The 20966-nt window shown below is 51.7% G+C and carries 15 protein-coding genes and 1 pseudogene; 3 read left to right on the top strand and 13 right to left on the bottom strand.

Annotated features, from left to right (window positions below):
* Nucleotides 1-322 precede the first annotated feature (322 nt).
* The 13 genes from P1P89_04630 to P1P89_04570 form a co-directional block, all read right to left on the bottom strand.
* Nucleotides 323-1246 carry a TRAP transporter substrate-binding protein gene (locus P1P89_04630; protein MDF1590781.1) on the bottom strand — a complete coding sequence of 308 codons (924 nt, stop codon included), beginning with the start codon at nucleotides 1244-1246 and terminating at the stop codon, nucleotides 323-325.
* A gap of 433 nt (nucleotides 1247-1679) precedes the next feature.
* Nucleotides 1680-1835 (bottom strand): hypothetical protein, encoded by a 156-nt coding sequence (locus P1P89_04625; GenBank protein MDF1590780.1) that lies wholly within the window; start codon nucleotides 1833-1835, stop codon nucleotides 1680-1682.
* Nucleotides 1836-2343: 508 nt separating this feature from the next.
* Nucleotides 2344-9834, bottom strand: a complete 7491-nt coding sequence (locus P1P89_04620; protein ID MDF1590779.1) for a hemagglutinin repeat-containing protein — start codon at nucleotides 9832-9834, stop codon at nucleotides 2344-2346.
* Nucleotides 9835-9843: 9 nt separating this feature from the next.
* Complete coding sequence (locus P1P89_04615; GenBank protein MDF1590778.1) at nucleotides 9844-11349, bottom strand: ShlB/FhaC/HecB family hemolysin secretion/activation protein; 1506 nt, start codon at nucleotides 11347-11349, stop codon at nucleotides 9844-9846.
* A gap of 12 nt (nucleotides 11350-11361) precedes the next feature.
* Nucleotides 11362-11655 (bottom strand): hypothetical protein, encoded by a 294-nt coding sequence (locus tag P1P89_04610; protein MDF1590777.1) that lies wholly within the window; start codon nucleotides 11653-11655, stop codon nucleotides 11362-11364.
* 306 nt (nucleotides 11656-11961) lie between these two features.
* Nucleotides 11962-12195 carry a hypothetical protein gene (locus P1P89_04605; protein MDF1590776.1) on the bottom strand — a complete coding sequence of 78 codons (234 nt, stop codon included), beginning with the start codon at nucleotides 12193-12195 and terminating at the stop codon, nucleotides 11962-11964.
* A 235-nt stretch (nucleotides 12196-12430) separates the two neighbouring features.
* Nucleotides 12431-12895: a universal stress protein gene (locus tag P1P89_04600; protein ID MDF1590775.1), complete on the bottom strand. Its 465-nt coding sequence runs from the start codon at nucleotides 12893-12895 to the stop codon at nucleotides 12431-12433.
* Between the two features lie 284 nt (nucleotides 12896-13179).
* On the bottom strand, nucleotides 13180-13779 hold the full coding sequence (locus P1P89_04595) for a hypothetical protein (GenBank protein ID MDF1590774.1): 600 nt from the start codon (nucleotides 13777-13779) through the stop codon (nucleotides 13180-13182).
* A complete protein-coding gene (locus tag P1P89_04590; GenBank protein MDF1590773.1) occupies nucleotides 13763-14305 on the bottom strand; it encodes a YeeE/YedE thiosulfate transporter family protein in 543 nt (180 codons plus the stop codon). The genes P1P89_04595 and P1P89_04590 overlap by 17 nt, the downstream gene beginning before the upstream one ends.
* Before the next feature lie 4 nt (nucleotides 14306-14309).
* Entirely contained in the window at nucleotides 14310-14831 is a 522-nt protein-coding gene (locus P1P89_04585; GenBank protein ID MDF1590772.1) for a YeeE/YedE thiosulfate transporter family protein, read from the bottom strand.
* 5 nt (nucleotides 14832-14836) lie between these two features.
* Nucleotides 14837-15922 (bottom strand): rhodanese-like domain-containing protein, encoded by a 1086-nt coding sequence (locus tag P1P89_04580; protein ID MDF1590771.1) that lies wholly within the window; start codon nucleotides 15920-15922, stop codon nucleotides 14837-14839.
* 462 nt (nucleotides 15923-16384) lie between these two features.
* Nucleotides 16385-16810, bottom strand: coding sequence for a type II toxin-antitoxin system VapC family toxin (locus P1P89_04575; GenBank protein ID MDF1590770.1), 426 nt, complete (start codon nucleotides 16808-16810; stop codon nucleotides 16385-16387).
* 4 nt (nucleotides 16811-16814) lie between these two features.
* A complete protein-coding gene (locus tag P1P89_04570; protein MDF1590769.1) occupies nucleotides 16815-17084 on the bottom strand; it encodes a type II toxin-antitoxin system Phd/YefM family antitoxin in 270 nt (89 codons plus the stop codon).
* A 1237-nt stretch (nucleotides 17085-18321) separates the two neighbouring features.
* On the opposite strand from P1P89_04570, the pseudogene P1P89_04565 reads away from it, so the two are divergent.
* From P1P89_04565 to mscL, 3 genes and pseudogenes are all read left to right on the top strand, one after another.
* Nucleotides 18322-19008, top strand: a pseudogene (locus P1P89_04565) (mechanosensitive ion channel family protein).
* Between the two features lie 246 nt (nucleotides 19009-19254).
* Complete coding sequence (locus tag P1P89_04560; protein MDF1590768.1) at nucleotides 19255-20277, top strand: DUF481 domain-containing protein; 1023 nt, start codon at nucleotides 19255-19257, stop codon at nucleotides 20275-20277.
* Between the two features lie 68 nt (nucleotides 20278-20345).
* On the top strand, nucleotides 20346-20801 hold the full coding sequence (gene mscL / locus P1P89_04555; GenBank protein MDF1590767.1) for a large conductance mechanosensitive channel protein MscL: 456 nt from the start codon (nucleotides 20346-20348) through the stop codon (nucleotides 20799-20801).
* Nucleotides 20802-20966 lie beyond the last annotated feature (165 nt).

Raw genomic sequence — 20966 nt, 5'->3', positions numbered from 1 at the left:
CTCCTGCTATTTCAAATCGCCGGGAATCGCCGTGACAGGCAGGAAAATAAAAAAACCCATCTCTCTTTGAGAAACAGGGTTAAGGTGCCTATCTCATGACGCTTTCCCATGGGCAATGCGCCTTGGATCTTTTTTTATTTATTTCCACTAATTAGCCGTCTTGTCAAGCAGTCATACAAGTTATCACCTCTAATAAAATGGGTGGTCCGACAAGGAAAACTGAGGGAATTATAGAAGAAATTCTCTCTTATGGATCCGGTGGATGATTTTCCCTGTTCTCTGTTTACCAGGCAACATGGGGCTGAAAACAAAATCCCTGTGGCTACTTCATTTCCGCCAGCAGGGCGAACGGCTCAGAAAAACGATCGCGGGCCTCATCGTGCAACGGTTTTACCGCATCGACGAACACAGCCTGCTCCGCCGGCGTCAGTTCGACAATCTCGCCTCCCGCATCCTCGATCGCCTTGCGGGCGACCTGCTCTTCGCTCACGGCCAGTTCGCGTTGCGCCAGGACCGCTTCACGCACGGCCTTCGTCATGGCGGCTTGGAGCACCGGAGGCCAGCTCTCGAACGCCGCGCGATTGCAGTAAAGGCCGCGCGAAAGATAGATGTGGCTGGTCAATGTATGATATCGGTGCAGCTTGTGGACGCCGTAATCGACGGTATTGGCAAGCGGGTTTTCCTGGGCGTCGATCTCGCCCGACGTTAAACCGGTAATCGCCGGTTTGAGATCCATGACCAGGGGAATCGCACCCAGCAATTCATAAGTCCGGGCATGCATTCGACTCGGCAGGGAACGTATCTTGAGTCCTCTCATGTCTGCGGGTGTAAGTACCGGGCGCAGCCGGTTGGAAACATGGCGGTAGCCGTTTTCAAAGTAGCCGAGCATATGATAGCCGGGTATGCGCTCCTCAATCTTTCGACTCAGGTAGGCGCCGAGCTTGCCGTCCATGGCGGAACGCACCTGCGCCAGGCTTTTGAACAGAAAGGGGAGGTCCGCAAATTCGAGTTCCGGCACGCGCTCGGTCAGGTAGCTGGTCGATTGATAGGCGAGCGTCAGGATGCCGCGCTCGGCCATCCACAGCACGTCCTCGGATTTGTAGCCGAAGTCCATTACGTTCCAGACGTAGCGGATATCGACTTCTTTATCGAACTGCGCGGTGAGTTTATCGCCGATCATCTTGAGTGCGCGGCTGTGGGTCGTTGTCGCTGGGCCGTATCCCCCCATGCAGATTTGAATCGTCATTGAATGGTCACCTCCGGATAGTCTAACATGTCGTCAGTCACAGAACCTGCCTGAAGAATCGCCGTCGACAAGTCAGAGACTGCTTTCATTCGGCGGGAATATAGGGCGAACAGTTCTGCTTGTCAACGAAATAAGGGGCAATTGCCTTTCGACTCAAGATATTTACCGAAAGGCCCAGCAGCGCTCGTCACCCGTGTAAATTTCGTCATAAACCCCGAGCGCTTAACTTGGGGCATGTCGGCAAGCCGAATAGTATCTCTCGCCTTAGAATATATTCTACAGGATCAACGGGGGCGCGTCCTCACTTTTGACATATTTAGTGAAGAATGACGACCTGCCCCCGGAGTTTGATAACCGCAAATCTGTTTTTCGAAGAAGTTCAACATCATGTCGATTGTATACTCATAAGTTGTTTTGGAACCTACATCCCCTTTTACTGTGCCTTGTGGGCCTTTGCAAATTCAGATGCCCGCTGTAAATCCCGACTCATAACACTCCAAAATCTTGCGCCTTCGACCTGAGCAAGAGCCGGAGCAAGCTGGTTGCCGGCAATTTTTCCCGGCCCGATAATAGCGATATTTATGGTCATGTAACTTCTCCTGCTTGTTCAATTCGTAGCCATCGGGGTCGTGTCTTGAAATTTGCATATTTGGCTGGTCATAGGTATTGAGAAAGAATTACATCCTGCAAGATTCAAGACTTGACCCTGTGCTTTTTATGGACACCGCCCCTGGGGTTGGATGCCGGATAAACGTAACGCTCAGGCAGTGAGTTCGCCGAGAGGAGAGAACCTCGCCGAAAAGAAATGTCAGCACCAGAGGAGAAGTGAGCCCAAATTTTCGCGAAGATCACAACTTTTTGATATTACGGGGTTAAAAAAAATACTTGACACGAGGACTATAGAATGTCCCCATTTACTCATTAACCGAATGAACCTTAATTGTAAAAACTCATACAAGACAGTACACGTTGAAATTGCTAGTTTCAATCCTGTCTGACAGGTGCTCTGATAGAGATCTTGCACCTGTATATCTCTGCCGATCATTTTTACCAAAACTACTCAAATTATCTGCTCGACATTCTATTTTCTGAGATTATCAATTGCCGGCATCTTGACCGTTAATGGTGGTCGTGCCGCCTGAGTTGAAAATTGTTTCGGCAGTGCTTGAATTATTTGTTTCGGTATTATCGATATTAAAAGTACCCTCGTTTGTGTTTTTAAACGTCGTCACCGTCTTATCCTTAGGCAAGGCTTGTTTGCTGACGCTATTTATGCTCTTCAAACCAACATCTACACTGCTCGATGATCCCGTCACTGTGCTGGTTGCTTCGTTTCGGTTAACCGTGCCGCCAGACTCTATTGAGATATTGTTTTCTGATTGTACCTTGGTGCCGACGAAAGTGGCGTCATTCCCGGTTTTAATGTTAACATCCCCGCTTCCGGCAGTTATACTGCCAACTCTGGCGGTACTGCTGGAACCCTCATCTTCGGAAGAATTGTAGTTGAACAATGATTTCTGACCCGCTTTTGTTACCTCTTTCCCATTCCCTCCGCTGCTGCTGTTTTTATTTGTTTTTCCACCGCTTTTCTTTGTTTTGCTTTTTTTCGATGCGCCCAGTGCCCCGCCGGCATCAAGGCTTTCAGAGCTGCTTTCGGCGGTGTCAACCGCACTTTTAAAATTTAAATCGCCTCCGATGTTGAGGTTTGCATCCTTGCCTGCCTCAAGTTGTGTGCCCTCAAGAGTGGCATCGCCCGCAGTGTTTATGTTGAGGTTGCCACCGGCTGTAATGCCGCCGGTTTTTGCGGTAGAGGTTTTACTTGAACTGTCTTCGGTTGCGTACCCGCCTTCCAGATTAAATCCGCTGGTGCCGACAACATCGACATCAACGGCGGCATTGATATTCTCAGAGCTTGTATCCGAGCTGGTCGTATTGTGAGCGGCCTGATAGTCGAGTGATCCTGCGTTAAGCGTTACGTCACCACCTGCCTTCAACTCGGTGCCGACAAGGGTTGTTTTATCTTTTGACGTTGAAGTGATATTGCCACCCGCTGTGAAGCTGCTGGTTACAGCCGTGGATGAAGTATTTTCTGTATCTTCGCTGCTATTATCATATCTGACACGCAGCCCTGCGCCGGCACCGCCTAAATCTTCACCGCCACCTGAAGCACCGGCGCCGACACCGACCATAATATCCTCACTTGAGGATGAGCTGGTTGTCGCAGTGGAATCAGAAACAGCAATATCTGTTATTGTTTGTGCCGCTTGGGTAATATTGCCGCCTGCCGAGACCTGCGTACCCTGGTCAGTGATCGTGTCTGTGGCGGTTCGGTTAAAATCGCCGCCGGCCTTAAAGGTCGTCGTTTTGTTTGTTGTGGCGGTTGTCTCGAGGCTTACCTCTTTAGTTGATGCGGTTTCTTTTACCTTAAGGGAAAGATCGCCGCCTGATTTTATGGAAGAAGCGGTATTGGTAAGGCTGTAGGAAGTTTGCTCCGTATCAACCATCCTGACACCCATGGTGGAGGTGCCGCTGGCATCCGCAGCGGCAGAGGCGGCTGCGTTTATTTGATTATCATTACCATTATTGTCGTTAAACGTTGCATCCGCATCGGCAGACGCTTCACCATCATTGAAAAGACCGATTGACGTGCTGGTGGTTGTTTTGCTGTATGACGTCTCATTGCGACCGGTGAGCACCTCGATGTTTTTGGCATCCAGTTCCATTTCGCCGCCGGACGCCACGTTCGATCCCTGAACCGTCAGGGTCCCTTCCGTTGTCGCCTTCAGCTTGCCGCCGACGGTGAAGTTGGAGGAGACGCTGGTATCAGAGGCGGAGGTGGTCGTTGTCGTGGTGGTCTCGGTCAGCTTGATATCCGAGGACCCGGAGGCCGCGGCACTGGCTTCCGCGCTGTCACCGGCACTGGTGCTGTCGGGCTGACTCGCGGATGCGGAATCCGAGCTCGCTTCGCCGGAGTTGTCCGTCTTTAAAATGGTCGTGGTCTCGGTGGTGGTGGTGGTGGTGGTCCGCTGTTCATCCAGACCGTCGAGGATATGGATGCCCTCTTTGGCGTTGATATCCGCATCACCGGCAATCGTCACGTCCGAGCCCTGAAGGGTCATCTCCTTTTCGGCCATGACCGTGGCGCTGCCGCCGACCGTGACGGTCGATCCGACATTGGTGCCGGTAAAACTGTCGGTGGTGGTTTTTTCCGTGCCCCACACGCCCCCGCCCACACCCATGCCAGATTTGGTTTCCACGGAACTGGTCGTCGTTGTATCCTGGCGGGATATGACGTTGAAGTCGCCGCCGGCGTTCACCTCCAGATCACCTCCGGTGGTTACATCGCTGCCCGCGATCGTGGTGTCGTTGCCGCTCTGCAGGGAAAGATTGCCCCCCGTTTGCAGCGTCGAGCCGATATTTTTCTCGGTCGTGGTGGTCGTGGTTTCACTTGAGATCTGGGAGTCGTCGGTAGAAAATGAACCGGTCGTGCCGGTGGTTTTATCGATGATGGTGTCGAAAGTGATATCACCGCCCGCCGTGAGCGAGGCGTCGCCGCCGGCTGTCACGTCGGCGCCCGTGACCGAGATGTCTTTCCCGGCATCCATATCAAGGTTTCCGGTCGCTTCAATGCCAGCCGTCTTGCCGATAGTGGTGGTGTAGGTTGTCCCATCACCGGCGCCTTCGACCTGAGTCTGGTTAACGATACTGCCCTCGGTGGAAGTCAGCCCGACCTCTCCACCCTTGATGGTGCCGCTGGTGTTGGTGATGTCGCCCTGGGAGGTGATATCAAGCGATGTGGACCCGCTGATGGTTCCGCCGGTGTTGGTCAGCGCGTCCACAGTCATGGTGACGTTAGCGGCTGCAATCACCGCGCCGGTCATGATGGCATCACGGGTGCCGGCCGCCAGATAGACCACCGGTGCGAGAACGTTCTGACCGGCGACCGTGGTTTCCACCATCCAGACGATGTCTTCCTGCAGGTTGGCTATCTGGTCGTCAGTAAGTGCCTGGCCATAAACAAAACCAGCGCGATTGCCCTCGTCGATCGCCTGCGCCATCAGGCGCATCATCTGGTCGGCTTCATTGGCGTAGCCATTTATGATATTGCTGCCGGTCTGCGCGATCAACTGCTGGCGAACCAGGTACGCCTCGTAATTGGCGTCGCCCAACCGTTTGATAATCGTGTCCGGGTCATAGCCATAACGATCGGCCATGTAATCGGAACCGACGACCGTTGAGCCGACCGCAAAGAGCGGATTGGTCTCCACCAGATAGCCGGAGCCGGGATTCTGACTGATGACGAAGTAGCCATTGGGGTTGGTGGGCAACGTCAGGTTGAGCCCGACAAAAGAAAGCGGACTGTCGGCGACTACTGTGCTTGGAACTCCCAGCAAGTCCACGCCTGCCGAACCCACTGGCAAGCCGGATTCGGTATCAGCACCGCTTCCAGATCTTTCAATTACGTCTTCGCTACCGGGTCCGCCCGCTATGGCCCTATCGGGATCCGTTGGCCAGGGAGATCCCACGTTGTGAAACGTGCCGCCGGTAACATTCAACGTTGTGGCAAAGATGCCGGAACCAGAGGTTCCTCCGGGAACGGCTGTCGTGTTTCCAAGTAAGCCACCCGCATTAGCCAATGCTTCTGTATAAGGCGTAGACCATCCCGGGCCCGGATTATAGGTATCGTAGTTATCATTATCTGAACCTACGGCGGTGTACCCGGAATAATTCGGGTCGCTCCTCACCCACATTACCCTATGCACAGCTGCTGCACCCCCATCGATATAATAGTCCTCGATCACTATCCAACGCCTGGTGTACTCGTATTCGTAGAGGGTCAGGTCTTCGTTGGTAAAGGTGCCGGTTCCTGCAATATTGATTGTTGGCGCCGAAAGCACGGCAATTTTGTTAAGACCGATGAGACCATAATTGATGGTGAGGTTGCTGCCCGCCCCATTGGCGATGATCTGAGCCCTGGGCAAGGCGTTCAAGCCGGCCAGGGTTATGCCGCTGAGCTGCTCGGTTCTGGTAAATTTATTTTCCCTGAGATACGCATACATACCGCTTAACACGCTGCCCTCTGTGCTGATTGCAAAGTTTGTCGTTAGATTGCCATTGGCAACATTAACAGGGTCGCCCAGTGTCTTGGTGATCGGAGTCCCTTCAATTGTCGTTTCGTTAACGAACGAGTTGGTGGTCTTAATAGAGATGTTACCCGTGGTCACCACCGCATGGTTGTTAGTAAAGTTGGTGCTGCTGGTGGTCAGGGTGCCGCCGCTGTCAATGGTGCCGCCGCTGGTGGTATCAGTAGGGGCGCGGTTATAAATAGAGCCGCCGTCGGCTGTGAGATTCATGACTGTGCCGGCATACAGGGCTCCGTAGTTGTCAATGCTGCCGGCGCCTGTGGCGGTGAGGTTCAGCGTAGTGAGAGAAGATATGCCGCCGGTATCTTTGTTGGAAATACCACCGGCAGTGATCCCCAATTTAGCATTCGAATGAATGGCGCCGTAGTTGCTGAGGGAATTCGAAACGCTTATGGAACTTTCGCCCGACGTGGTGGCGCCCAGAATCACCGCACTGCTGTTGGTGGTGCTGCCGTTGGTTAGAGCGCTCAGGCTCATTGCCGTACCGGAAGTCGCGGTGATCTTGCCCTGGTTATTAAGGCTGCCGCCAATGATGCCCAATCCGGTGCCTGCAAACAGAACACCCGAACTGTTGTTTGTCAGGCCGGCCACATGCCCGGCGCCACCCAGGCTGAGCGTGCTGCCCGACTCGATGCGGCCGTCGTTGATGAGGGTAAAACCGGCCGAGGGCGAGGTGATTGAAACTGCGCCGTCTCCCATCAGGTTGCCGGTCGAGGTGTTAACGAGGTTCCCCCCGGTAACAATGGAAAGGGCATCCACACTCGTCACCTGCCCGCTGTTGGTAAGCGTCGTGCCACTCGTAGTCGTCGCCGTGAGCGTGGTGAGATCGGCGCTGTCGATATAGCCGCTGTTGGTGAGCGTGGTACCGGTCAATGCCAGCGTATCACCGGTACCGGTAGTCTTGATGGTGCCGCTGTTGGCAAGGGTGCCGGTGCTGTTGACATTGAGACCGCCGGCCGATTGCAGGGTGCCCTCGTTATTGAAGGCGCCGGTCAGCGTCAGGCTGCCGTCAACACCCGCTGCCGTGGATACCAGAAACTTGGAAGTCCCGCAGCTAGTGGCGAAACTGCTGCCGGTCACAACAGCTCCCGTTGCCGCCTGCATTGTGCCGGCATTTGTCAGGGCGCCGCCGGTAATGGCGATCTGATTCTCGCCCAGGATGCCGCCCGTGCCTGCATTGTCCAGAGTCACCAGATGGCCGTTTTCACCCAGCGTCATAAGACCTGTCGATTGCAGCAGGCCGGCGTTGTCGAGAGTGAACGCGCTGCGGCTGGAAGTGATGCTCAAAGAGCTTTCACCGACCACCGTGCCGGCACCCTGGTTGCTGAACTGGTTGCCCGCATCAAGGGCCATTGCGCCGCCGCCCTGGAGATTGCCGCTGTTGTCAAAGCTGTTGCCGACAGTCGCCGTTGCAGTGGCCGTGAATGTACCGCCGCCATCGATGGTACCGCTGTTGTCAATGCTGCCTGCCTGCAGCGCCACAGCGCCATTGCTGCCGCCGTTGCCATCGCGCAGGGCAAACATCCCGCCTGAGTTGACCAGCATAGAGCCCGCCGTCACGTTCAGCGCGCCTGCCGATTGCAATGTGCTCTCATTGCTGAAGGAATCGCTCACGTTCAGGGTGGTGCCCGATCCGACCTGGGTGCTGCCGATGAATTTGGCCGCGCCACCCGCGTTGGCAAACGTTGCGGCATCCAGGTGTGTCCCCTGCACGGCCTGAATTTCGCCGGTGTTGACGATATCGTCGCCTTTGAGCTGCAGGGTAGCGTCTGCCAACAAGGTGCCGCTGTTGGTAACGTTTTCGCTGCTGCCGTTTGTCTTGTCAGCAATATCCAGCGTGGTTTTGGCATGCAGCGTGCCGCTGTTTACGAACGCGCCGTCGATGCGGGCCGTGACGCTGCCGGCGTCGGATGTCATCGTTCCGGCATTGGTGAGTCCGTTGCCCGCCGTCAGGCTCAGGTTGCCGGCAGTGGTCTGGATGCCCTGATCCGTTCCGGCTGTGGTGCTGAGCGTGCCCGCGCCGGCGGCAAGGGTCATGTCCCCCGCAGAACGAACTGCTGCCGTGGCCAGTGAGAGATCATTGGCGGCAGTCAGGTCCAGGGTGCTGTCCGCATACATCGTGGCGCCGTTGGTGCCCACCGAGAGGCTGTCGAAAGTGCCGGACAGCGCGCTCCCCGCTCCCCATACGCTGCCGTCGATGCCGGCCGAACCCGTGGTGGTGAGTGTGTTGCTGACCCCGGCGAAACGCGTCTGCGCGCTGGTGGAAACATCGCTCAGGGTGGCGCCGGTGAGCGTGAGGTTGTTGGCGGCGTATAGCTCGCCCGCGCTTAGTTTGATTTGGCCGCCGGCGGCGGAGAGGGTAAGATCGCGGCCGGCGGAAACTTTGGCGCCCGCGCCGTTCAAAAAGAGATCCTCGCTGCTGCTGGTGGAGGTTGACGTGAGGCGCGCATCCCGCGCGGCGCTTACCGCCGATTGAATTTCGATCTTGCCGGCGCTGCTCAGCGTGAAATCCTCGGCGCTGGCCGCGACTTCGCCCAGCATGCGCACGCCCACCCCCGCTTCGGTGCTCAGAATCCGGATTTTGCCCGCATACATACCGCCCAGGGCGCTGGAATCGACAGCGTAGGTGGGCGCTGTGCCGCTGCCCGTAACCGCACCGCTTACATTGCGGCCGCTGTAGTTCCAGATATTGTTGCCGGTGGTCAGATTGAGGCTGCCGCCTGCAGGGGTATTGATCTTACCGCTCAGGTTCACCGACCGGGCGACGATATCAAAAATCTCCTGGGCACTGGCATTCGCACCTCCGGCGCCTATCTGCACATCGCCGCGGTTGACGCTAAAGCCCTTCAGGCTGCCATCGGCCGCGATATTGGACGTGCCGGTGGTGAGCGTGACGCGGTTGGTGTTGAGGAACCCGGAACCGTTGCACGTGATGCCATTGGGGTTGGCCACGACGACGTCGGCCTTGCCGCCGAGGACTTCGGTGAAACCGGCGAGCGTACTGCGACGGGTGGACACCACTTCGTTTAGAATGACCCTGGCTTCAGCTCCCAGATTCAGGTTGGCCGGCACGCGTCCAGCCAGCTGGGATTGACGCTCAAGCTGACTGCTGTTGCCGTTGTTGAGCACCAGGCCGTTTGTCTCGACATCGTAACGGAGGTAGCGGTTATGCGAGAGCCCGGCCGCGTTTGCGGTCTTAATGTCCACCACCGGTACCCCGTTTGCGGATATATAGGCCTTGGTCTTGCCGCCGGCGGGCACGACCGTGGTGGCAGGTGACTCGGCCATTGCCGGTGCCATTCCGGATCCGCACGCAATCAGCGCAACGAGAACGGTTCTGAAGACAGCGCGGCCGATGCCCTGGCAGCAAAAGTGAAACGTTTCGACGATGGCAACCCAGGAACCCGTTTGTATATTCAAAATTAGTCGGTAACTGCGATTCATAGAGCGCTCCTAAATTGAGTAAGAGATACGGAACCAGATCTGACTCGATTCCTTGGGCATGGTATCGGGCAGGGTGGTCAGCGGCCAGGTGTTGAACAGATCCAGAGAGACGTCCCGCCAGTAAGCCGACAGACCGACAACCATGCCGGACAGGTGGCTCTGCTGTAAGGTCGTGGCGCGATTTTCCACCTTGCCGGTGTCATAGCCGGCGTAGATGCGGGTTGAAATCGTGTTGCTGCCGATGGCCAGCGGTTGGTGCAGGGCGATTTCGTTGCGCCAGTAGTAGCCGTCATCACCCGCCAGGGTATTGTGAACATAACCGCGAACGGAGTAGAGGCCGCCAATGGAGATTTGCTCGCTGCCATAAAGCGTGTCGTTGGCTTTTTGAGCGCTCACCTGGCTGGAGAAACTGGCGTTTTTATTGAACAGACGAAAGGGGCGCGCGTAGTTGAGTCCGGCCTTGTACTTGCCGAACTGGGCGCGCGCGGCCCAATCCGGCAGATGATCCGGATCATGCAGCGCACCCAGTGCGTCCAGACCTTGAGCGTAACCGAGATTCAGGGTGAGCACGCCCCCCAAAAAACCGGTCGAAAGGTTGCCGTCCAGATCGAGCACGGTAAGGCTGCGGCTACTCACATTCAGGAATTGATCGTCAAGATAATTTTTTGTTGTTTTGGTGGTGAGCATGGATGTCAGCCAGAAGTGGGTAGATTGATTGCGGTACATTACCCGATCGAGGCGTACATAATTGATTTCGTCCTTACCACTGGCGATGAGTTCGCGGCCGCTGGACAAGCGAATCGGGCTGTCATAGTCTGAACGGCTGGCACCCAGGGAAAGGGTGGTATACCCGAAGGGGAGGCTGAAATATACGCTGTTGCTTCTGGCGTCTTTATGACCCGAATCGCCGGGGATGGACTCCCGGTGCGTCGCAGAAAGCATTTCGTTAAACCCCAGCAGATTGTCCCCGCTGGCAGTCAGGCCGGCTTGTAGTTCTCCTGTGGATTCAGACCCCTGGTTGTCTACCGTGGCGTAAAAGTGAAATCGGGAGCGGGGCTGGTTGCGAACAACAACGCGGCTTGTGCCCGGTTTTTCTCCAGGTTGAATATCGAGCTGTGCGTCGTTGGAGGCAAGGCGGTTGATCTGGTCCAGTCCTTGTTCCAGATCCCGCAGGTTCAGCAGGTCACCTTCGACACCCGGAAACACGTTGCCGATCGAAATGCTGTTGGCGTTACCATCCTCGATGATGATTTTTTCCACGACGCCTTCGATGACAAGGATTTCGAGATGCCCCTTGCTCAAATCCTGCGGCGGCAGGTAGGCGCGTGTGGTGATATAGCCGCGGTCAATATAGCTTTTGGTGATCTCGGCCAGAATACGTTCGATATCGCCCACATTGAGACAGCGGCCGGTGAATTCGGTGATGATGCGTTTACGTACCGAAGCGGGGAGGTTGGGGGCGCCGTTGATGGTGATGGTCTTGATTTCACGGCAGGGTGCGCCGATGGCCGGCACTTCAATCTTGGGTTACAGCGGTTTTGTATCGGTGGGCTCAGAGGGTTTGGATCGGCGACTGGCTTCTTCCTGATCGCGCCGAAGGCGCTCCTGCTCCTGGCGTTGAATGATTTCTAACTGGCGTTTCGCGGCCTCAATGTCTGCAGGGGATTGCGCGAATACGGCCGGGGCCATCCACATGACCATGACAGACAAAACCAAAGAAACGTTCGAGAGAGTGTCAGCATCAGCTAATCCAAGAGCATGTTGGCATGCTTGAAAACGAGTTTGAAGATTCAAGAGGGGGATTCTCTGGTCAATCACCATTGCCCCTTACATGACAGATTGATTTTTCAAAAAAAGGCCCGCATCTAACCTCCTGTCGGCGAAAATAAATATCAGATTTTGCGTGCTTGTCTTGAATTCACCCGGTTGGAACGATTTGCCAAGCAAAAAATACCACCCCTAAAAAAACAAGGGATCAAGTATTTTAAATAAACCGCGATGGCTATCAATAAAAGGGATGTGACCGGCATCATTCTCATATATAGAACTATCATTTTTTTGAATACTTAACTAAAAATATGAGAATGTCAAATAATTACTTATTTATAACCCTAAATGAGCGAAAAATTAGGCTGCTTTTTTGAATTGTATGTCCGAAAGTGAGTTTGATATTTTCTCATATAGTTCTTTGGTTTTTAGATTTTTGGTCATTTGGAGCACTTTACTTCCATTATTCCAGGCAATGCGACCGGCACGGTTAATCAATAGGAACCGAATCGTTTTCCATTCCATGGCTTGGAAAAGCCGAGTGTTTTTCTTATTCTCAGCTCGTTTTTTTGCAAGGCCGGTAGTTAGTTGCATGGACGTTGCCACGTTATGGGTAAAGTGGGACGCTCTTTATCAATTTAATAACTTTTTTGATTGGAATATCAAAGCTCGTCATCTAAAAAAATCTACGTATTGAATTCTTATAGAATGTCCCCTTTCATTACAGGGTTAGGCCAAACGCAAACCAGACATCTCCCATCGCCTATCCCTTTTGCGTGCTGAAGTACCAAATATTCATAGTACCTGACATCTGCTCGCCATATATTACCTATATTTGGCAAGACTCCGGCCTAATCAGGAGCACGGGTATATGGGATTGATTAAGAACACCAGAAGCCACGCTGCCCATCATCAGCTTTTTCAGTCCGGTATAACCATGGGTGCCGATAATGATCATATCCATGCCTTTTTCCTTGGCGTACTCAGTGATGGTATCTGCAGGCCGGTTAGCCTCCAGCGACTCCGTTTTTACCTTAATCCCTTCGGAAACAAGCTGGGATTCTACATTTGCAAGATACTTCCTTGATTCAGCAAAGAGCGGTTTTCTGATCGCATCGAGATCAATGGCATGGTGCTGTTCGGACCTGATTTGAGCCCATGGAACATCAAACTTGACTATATTTAGAAGGGTCACTTCTCCAACGAATCCATCTTTAAGAAGGGTTTTAACATGGGACAACGTGCACTCGGCCAACTCTGAACCATCAAGCGGAACTAATACTTTTTTATACATCTCTTTATCTTCTTTCTAATTTCTTTATGAATTCATTCTGTTATTTAAATAGTGATCTCTATTTTTTTCCATGTCTTGGCCGCAACACTGCAAAGGAACCAAACACGAGACCTCTTCTCCGGCAGAGCAGGAACACGTCCTGACAACTTGGAGCTCAAGGCCGCATTTTTCGCATTTGAAAATATCGCCTTTTTTCATTTCAGCACAATTAACCATAATTTTCTCCTTTTCTGTAGATGGGTTTTCGTTTTTTTTCGCTTCGGATAATTATTATTGCTGTTTTGCTAAGGGCCCCAATCGAATTCAACGATTCGAGCAAACTCGCGGTCCGTTCCAATATTTACGCGGTGATAAAGGATACTTTCAGGCCCAACACGCCCGCCCATATCATAGGTAAAAGCTGCAACCGCCCGATGCCTGAGCCAGTAGCCGGTATGGACCGGGCCGGCCGCATCGTAACAGGAGTGAAAGTGAATGAATTCTTCCTGCGGCGGTGGCATAGTGGCCCACCAGGCGGCGGGAATGTCCTTGTCGAAAATCGGGCGCATGCGGTCACCCTCTGCCTCTGGAAGCGGTATCTCCCGCGGCAAAGTGGTTTGAATGGCCTCGCCTTCATAGAGTTTGGCACCGTCGGGTAAATCTTTGGTGTAGAACTGGCGCTCATTGAGGCAAATGAAATCCATACGGCTGAAATCGCTCGGATCTGCCGGTTTAAAGTAGTACCCGACAAACGGTCCAATATGGAGTTGGCGCCCATCTGCGACAATGCGGAGTGTTGCATAATAACCACGGGGGATTTTTGCCGGTGCCTGGCTTTGCTCGCCGCTGCAGGCGGCGAGTAAAACGAGCCATGCGACCAGGCCGTATTTAATAGGTAGATTCATTTTTCTGCCACAAACGGCCAATCATGACGACCCCGCCGGCGAACACCAAAACCAATAAGAAAAGTCCGGCGGCAGCACTGTTGAACAATCCATCCAGCGTCAATTGGCCTATATTGGTTGGTAAATAGAGCACCGGAATTAGGGCCTCATGAAAAGCGGCAAAAACGGCGGCGCCGACAAAACCGCCCAGCAAGGCGAAAATAGCATCCCCCCGACCTTCCCCGGCCGCCGCCCAGCACGTTCCCGGACAGTATCCGGTCATTCCCCAGCCGACCCCGAAGAGAATAGCAGCCAAACCGGTGGCCACAATACTGGTGGGCAGCGGCAAGAAGCGCCCGATGCCGGCGAGCTTCAGGCCGAAGACCCCGATGGCGGCAAATATCACAGCCAGCAGCATAAACTGGGGGATTTGCGGTTCGATCATTAAATGGGCTTTCGCCATTTTATCCGCGTTCGTCGCCCCAACCCTCTGGATGACAAAGCCAAAGGCGATTCCCGCCATGAGTCCAAGCAAGACTTTTTCCATGGGTTTACCTCCCTTTTTGTTTGCCATAGATGAAGCGGCTCGTCAGCATGGCCGCACCGAAAATCAAGGCGCCGAAATAGAGCCCGCTCACGGCCAGCTGCGTCGATCCGGATATAAACAGACCGAGCGTACATCCACCCGCCAGCCGTGAAGAGAAAAGGATCAGGAAACCGCCCAGGAAGGTGACGACATAGCGCCGCATGCGGCCCGGCCCGAATTTAGCCTCCCAGATTTCGGGCACGTCACGGACCGGCCGGGGAAACGTCCGGCCGGCGATGAAACCGCCGATGGCCATGCCCAGCACAAACGCCAGCAGCCACGACCCGGGTCCGGGGATCGACTGGTAATGCGCCTTGGACGCGGCATAGTCGGGCGCCACGGCCTGCAGCAATCCTTTCAGGGCACTCACGAAACCGCTCGATGACGCCGGGGGACCGAAGGTGGCAAAAATGAATACAATGATGCCGGCCAGCGCGATTGCCGCCGGATAAATATTCCAATAAACGGATGTGTTATTATTTTTCATGGCGATCATCCTCCACAGGAAACGTATCCGCCGGCGCTTTTGGAACCGGCTTCCGATTTCTTCTGATTCGCAAGGGGGGCGCCTTTGGCGGCGTCTTGCGCACTCGCGCCGGGCAATCCACCCACCAGGCGGCGGGCCTGAGTTTCGACCGGGAAGAAGAGACCGTTGTTACCCCACTCGAACCAGGATGAATCGTAGAGGGATACGTTTTCAAACCCCATCAAGCGCAGGATAAAATACGAAAACGACCCCCGGCGCCCGGAGTGACAATAGGTGATCACACTGCGGTTAGGATCCAACCCGGCATACAGCGTCTGCAAGTCGGCATAGGTCTTGACCGCCTTACTTTTCCCATCGCCCCAATTTTGTTTGTACTCGACGTTGTAGGCACTCGGTATATGACCCGCTTTCAGGGGCTTGCCGTCCAGGCCCTCGTTGAGTTTGACGCCGAGGTATTCATCCGCTGAGCGGACATCCAGGATCTGGTAAAAAGGGTCTCCCAGTCGGGCCTGGATAAACGCGCCATCCGCCCAGCGATCCATTCGCAACTCCTGCACGGGCGCCTGGTAGAGAACCGGTTCGGCCGGGCGCGGCCCGGCAGCGGTTTTAAAGCCGGCTTCAACCCAAGCTTCGATGCCACGCTCCAGAACCATCTTGCTGCCATGCCCCAATACATCCAGCACCCAGAAAAGATAGGACGAGGTGGCTCCGCCATCGCGGTCTATGGTATCGTAAAGAACCACGGTGTCGCCGCGCGCGATACCGGCCTGGCCTAATATCGCCTGTGCCCGATCAACCCCGATAAACACACCGCCGATGCCTCGCGCCGTGGCCGACTCCTGAAATTGTTTCCATTCCAGATGGATCGCACCGGGAATGAAAACATCCTTGAGGTATTTCTTTTCCCGAACGTCAACAATGACCAGTTTGGGGTCGTTGATGTGGCTGTTCAGCCACTGGGCATCAGCCAGGAAGTTTTCATTGGGATAGCCCTTGGTTGCGACGTCCTGAGCTGAAACTAGAGCCCAAAACACGCCTAATCCCAACAGCACGGCAATGATGCTGAATCGTATTGAATGCTTTTGCTTCATGATTCCAGTACCTCCCTTTTAACGATCAATAATTTCAAGCAGGAATCTGTCTCTCAAATGTACCGTCTATCATATTGAAATCAATACCCCCGACCCGGACTTAAAGAGCAATGATTGATACATCAATCTAATCAAATCGGCATGCATAATAAGCCTGCCGCGGCTCACGAACCGTTCCTTTGGCACAGCGCCTGTCACGAATTGAGGGCCGCACCGTATATCATTGCGTATGATTCCCCGACAGACACTCCGCGACCCCTCTCTCCGCGGCTGCGGATTCTTCGAGGACATGCAACAAAACCTCATGACTACCACCACAACATATTATGACCCGCCGATATACAAAATGACGGCGTTGCCAACTCAACAATTCTTGCATTTATGAAAAAATGACAGATTTAAACATACAAAAGGGAGTCTTAAAAAAAATCAGAAGGTCCAGCATTTAATCTCGATCGGAGTTCAATTGAATTTGATCAAGTTTTCAAGCTCAGATGCTTTTTGAAGATTGTCGTCAAAACAAGAGAAAACGATTGGAGCGGATAATTCCCGCCGCATGGATAAGGCCGATGCTAAATGGATAGAATCAAATCCCCTCAGAGCATGTTTCTCCGCCAGATCACCGGCCAGCCTGACAATCTCTCTTGTTAGGTTCAGGATAAGATAGCTGTTCCAATCTTTTTCAAAATACTTTTTAATGCGATGATACTCGGATGATGTAAAAGCCTTTTCGCGATATCTGCGGGCAAAAGCAGCCCTCGCCTCAGCGTAAGCAACAATGGATGTGGCCGTAACTTCAGAAGATCTGACGATGTCGTCCACTTGCGATGATCCGTCTTCCTCCACATATAGTTTCACCAGGCTACTGGTATCAAGATATCCGATCATATGGTTACCGCCGGTCCTCAATAACGGCGCTGGATACACTCCTGCCCCTTGAAACAATGCGCTTCTTCATACCAGCCGGTTTACCGCCGGACCAGAAGGCCGCGCCCCGCTGAATCAACTGATATATTTTCTCTTCTTTGGCGTTTTTTTCGAGAGGCATGATGACAGCGATCTCTTTTTTACGGTCAGTCACAATAATTTTCTCGCCGGTTTTCACTTTCTGCATGTAACGGCTCAGGTTTTCCTTTAACTCTCTTATGCCGATTGTTTCCATAACACGAGTCCTTATATATTTATAAAATGTGTACACATGATAATTTAAGTTACCTCATTTGTCAAATGAGAAACAAGAACGCCTATGCAATTTTGCGTTTTGTTGCTCTGCATCTATACCAAGTCAAAACATCGCCGAAAACGAAGCAATTTAAACAATTCTTGCATCTAGACGAAACACCCGCCATGCTCATGGATTCTCGCTGTATCATTAAGTTTCGGGCGTGTTGAAAAGGAGCGGTTTTGGAAGGTTCGGTTTCAGATCAGATCAAGGTAAGCGACACACCCATTTTGCTAACAATTTATCCCCTTTAATCAGGCATTTGTCAACAATTGACCGATTTCCAAACGTATGGACAGTTGTTTGTGAAAAGGTTGATGCTGACTTTGGTTATGCCTGCCAGGTTGAAGGGTTTGATTGTTGATGGTTCTGATGGTGGATGGTTCTACTTTAATGATGTTCTACGATATTATTACTACCGTCATCCTTCATTTACCCCCACAAACACCGCGTTAAAAGCCCTTATTTTACTCAGAATCAATATACTGCTAAACCAAACCAGCAAATAAGTTCCATCCAAACCACTTTTTTTAACCATCCCTGTGATGGAGCCCCATCTAAACCAGTCCCCTACACCACTTGATTCAGTACCACCGCATATAAAATCCAAGTCTTTCAATTAATGCAAAAAACTGCTTCAAGACCCGTTGTTTACGCTCGCATGGGATGCAGGCAGGTTATAGTCAAGCATAAATACATTGATCACCCTATTTTAGGTAAGATCCGGTTAGATTAAGGTGGGACGACAATCAGCGCCCATTGTTGAAATCGACGCGGCGCATTAGGGCTCCGGCTCAATGGAGTTATATCTTGGGGAAAGTCATTGAGTCAGATGGATAATAAGATTCGTGTATTGACATTCGAAATCATACTTTTATACTGGTTTATATCTTCTATCTTCGTGATGTAGGAAAGGGCCGTTACAAGTTCACAAAATTTGATAGGGAGGAAATTATGAATATTCAAAAATACTTTGAACTGATTAGCAAATGGCTTCTTACCAGTGGGATAAGAGTCTTGCTCATTGTGATTCTCACATTGGTGGCTCTAAGGGGCGGCCCGGTTTATATCTACCAGGATTTTTCCAGCATCTAAAAAAGAGAAGGACCCTGAATTCCAGAAACGTGCAGACACTCTCAGTTCCGTAATTCATTATACTTTATTTACTGCAATCATTATTGTGGCTGCCATCACGATGATGGGGGAACTCGGCATTGAAATCGGACCAATCTTGGCTGCTGCCGGAATTGTCGGACTGGCCGTCGGTTTTGGAGCACAAAACTTGGTACAGGATGTTATCAGCGGGTTTTTTATATTGATGGAGGACCAGGTTCGTGTTGGCGATGTTGTGCAAATTGCCGATAAAGGCGGTTTGGTTGAATGAATGAGCTTAAGACTTGTGGTTTTAAGAGATCTGGCTGGAAATGTTCACTATATTCGCAATGGGCAGATTCAAGTGGTCACCAATATGACCAAAGACTACGGCCGATATGTGTTTGACATAGGTGTGGCCTATAGAGAAAATGTGGATGAAGTTATTGAAGTTATCAAGCAAGTTGATGAGGAACTACGGAATGACCCTTCATTTAAAGACGATATACTTGAACCTATTGAAATTCTCGGATTGGATCAATTTGCGGATTCAGCTGTTATCATTAAGGCACGCACGAAGACAAAGCCGATTCGTCAGTGGGCAGTGGGTCGGGAGTTCAACAGGAGATTAAAAAAAGCCTTTGATGAAAAAAACATTGAAATTCCTTACCCGCACGTAACGCTATATGCGGGCCAGGATAAGCAAGGCAAATCGGCCCCACTCAACATGGTAGTCCTAAAGAAAGCGGAATCAAGTGAATCAATCGATTAAACAGACAGCTGTTTAACGTTTGGGGATTATGCCAAGATTTACACTCATGGTAAATGCATACGCTGTGCTGACCAGGGCATTAATAACGTCCGATGCAAAGTGACCGCACTTTCCGGCGAAACCGACAACTATTGAGTATCTGTTCTGCTTGGGCACCATTTCGATTCAAATGCCACGCTGCCCTAAATTTACTTCCGAACTTATAGGAATTCATTTTATTTCTTAAAATAAATTCAGGAGGTCAAAATGAAATTTTTTCGAATAATGCTTGGAATTGCCGTTCTTGCAATCCTCATAGATCGAAATACCGTTCGAGCCGATGATGTCTGGCTCAAGAACGGGGACCGTATTAAGGGAATCGTCGTCTCGATGAAAGCGCAAAAGCTTATTTTCAAAACATCTTATGCCGGTGACATTACCATTACCTGGTCTGAAATTGTCAATATACGTACAGACGCTCCCATAAAGGTGCTCTTCAGCGATGGCACCTCTTTGCAAGGGGTAATTATTTCCGGGGAAGATGGAAAAATAAGCATGAAATCCGAGCAGATGGAGATGCCCTTGACCTTCCAGCTAACCCAGGTAAAGGGGATTAATCCGCCCCCTCCAGGTCCTCCGGTGACATTGTCGGGCCGGTTCAATATTGGAATTAATATCACCGATGGGAACACCGATACCAAAACCTATTATGGCGATGCGGAACTGGTCGCACGAAGTGAAAAAAACCGTTTCACACTGGGAGGCAGATATAACCGCGCAGAGGATAGCGGTGATACGACGGTGGACAATCAGACCGGCTATATCAAATATGACCATTTTTTAACCCCAAAATGGTATTTTCTCGCAAACGCTGCCGGGACCAAAGACACGTTTAAGGATCTCAATTTAAGGTCTAACTTTGGTTTAGGTATAGGATACCAATTCTTCGAGACTAAGACAACCAATCTGTCGGCTGAATTAGGAGCAAATTATGTAAACGAAGATTATATAGTAGCGGATGATGACAGTTATGCTGCTGGTCGCTGGGCTGTCAATTTTGACCACCTTCTTTACAAGGATTTCGTCCAGTTTTTTCATCATCATGTCGGTTTGATGAGTCTGGAAAATACGTCAAAAACATCCCTGCAGAGCCAGACAGGATTTCGATTCAAGATCTACCAGGGATTGAATTCAACCGCCCAGGTGAATTTCGACTGGGACAACGAACCTGCGTCCGGAGTTGAAAATACCGATACGGCTTATATTTTTACTCTCGGGTATCAATTCTGATCAGATCATGATTGAATTTTTTGGATTTTATATGGAGATATCGATTGAAGGGAAAGGTGAATGCCGCTATGATTAAAGAATTCAAAGAGTTTGCCTTGAGAGGTAACGTAGTTGATATGGCCGTTGGAATCATAATCGGAGCAGCCTTTGGTGCCATCGTCAAATCACTCGTTGCAGATATCATCATGCCGCCTATCGGCATGCTTTTAGGTAACGTTGATTTTTCTAACCTATTTTTAGTCTTAAAAGCTGGTTCCACCATCGGCCCATTTGTTACCCTTGCCGAAGCTCAAAAAACTGGTGCTGTAACAATTAACTACGGTGTGTTTCTGAACACAATCATTAGCTTTATTATTGTCGCTTTTGCGGTATTTCTCATAATTCGGAATATAAATAAACTCAAGAGGCAAGAGGAAAAGCCCTCGGGAGAGCCGACAACAAAAGCGTGCCCACATTGTCTGTCAACAATACCCATCAAGGCGACTCGCTGCGCTTTTTGTACATCAGAATTGAAGACAAACTAACTAACGGGCAAAGAATGATGGGCATGCATCAAAGAGATTATGCCCCTGGTCGAGGCAGAGGTTTCGGCCCGAGTTTGGAATAAATAATATAGTGGGTATGCACTTTACTCAACCGACCACATGGTGTAGTATGCGGTTATGGAGGAGCCAAGACACCCTGTTGCT

Source organism: Desulfobacterales bacterium (assembly GCA_029211065.1).
In the GTDB taxonomy this organism is placed as follows: domain Bacteria; phylum Desulfobacterota; class Desulfobacteria; order Desulfobacterales; family JARGFK01; genus JARGFK01.
The sequence above is the reverse complement of the archived record's forward strand: the minus strand, read 5'-3'. Positions and strand labels throughout refer to the sequence as shown.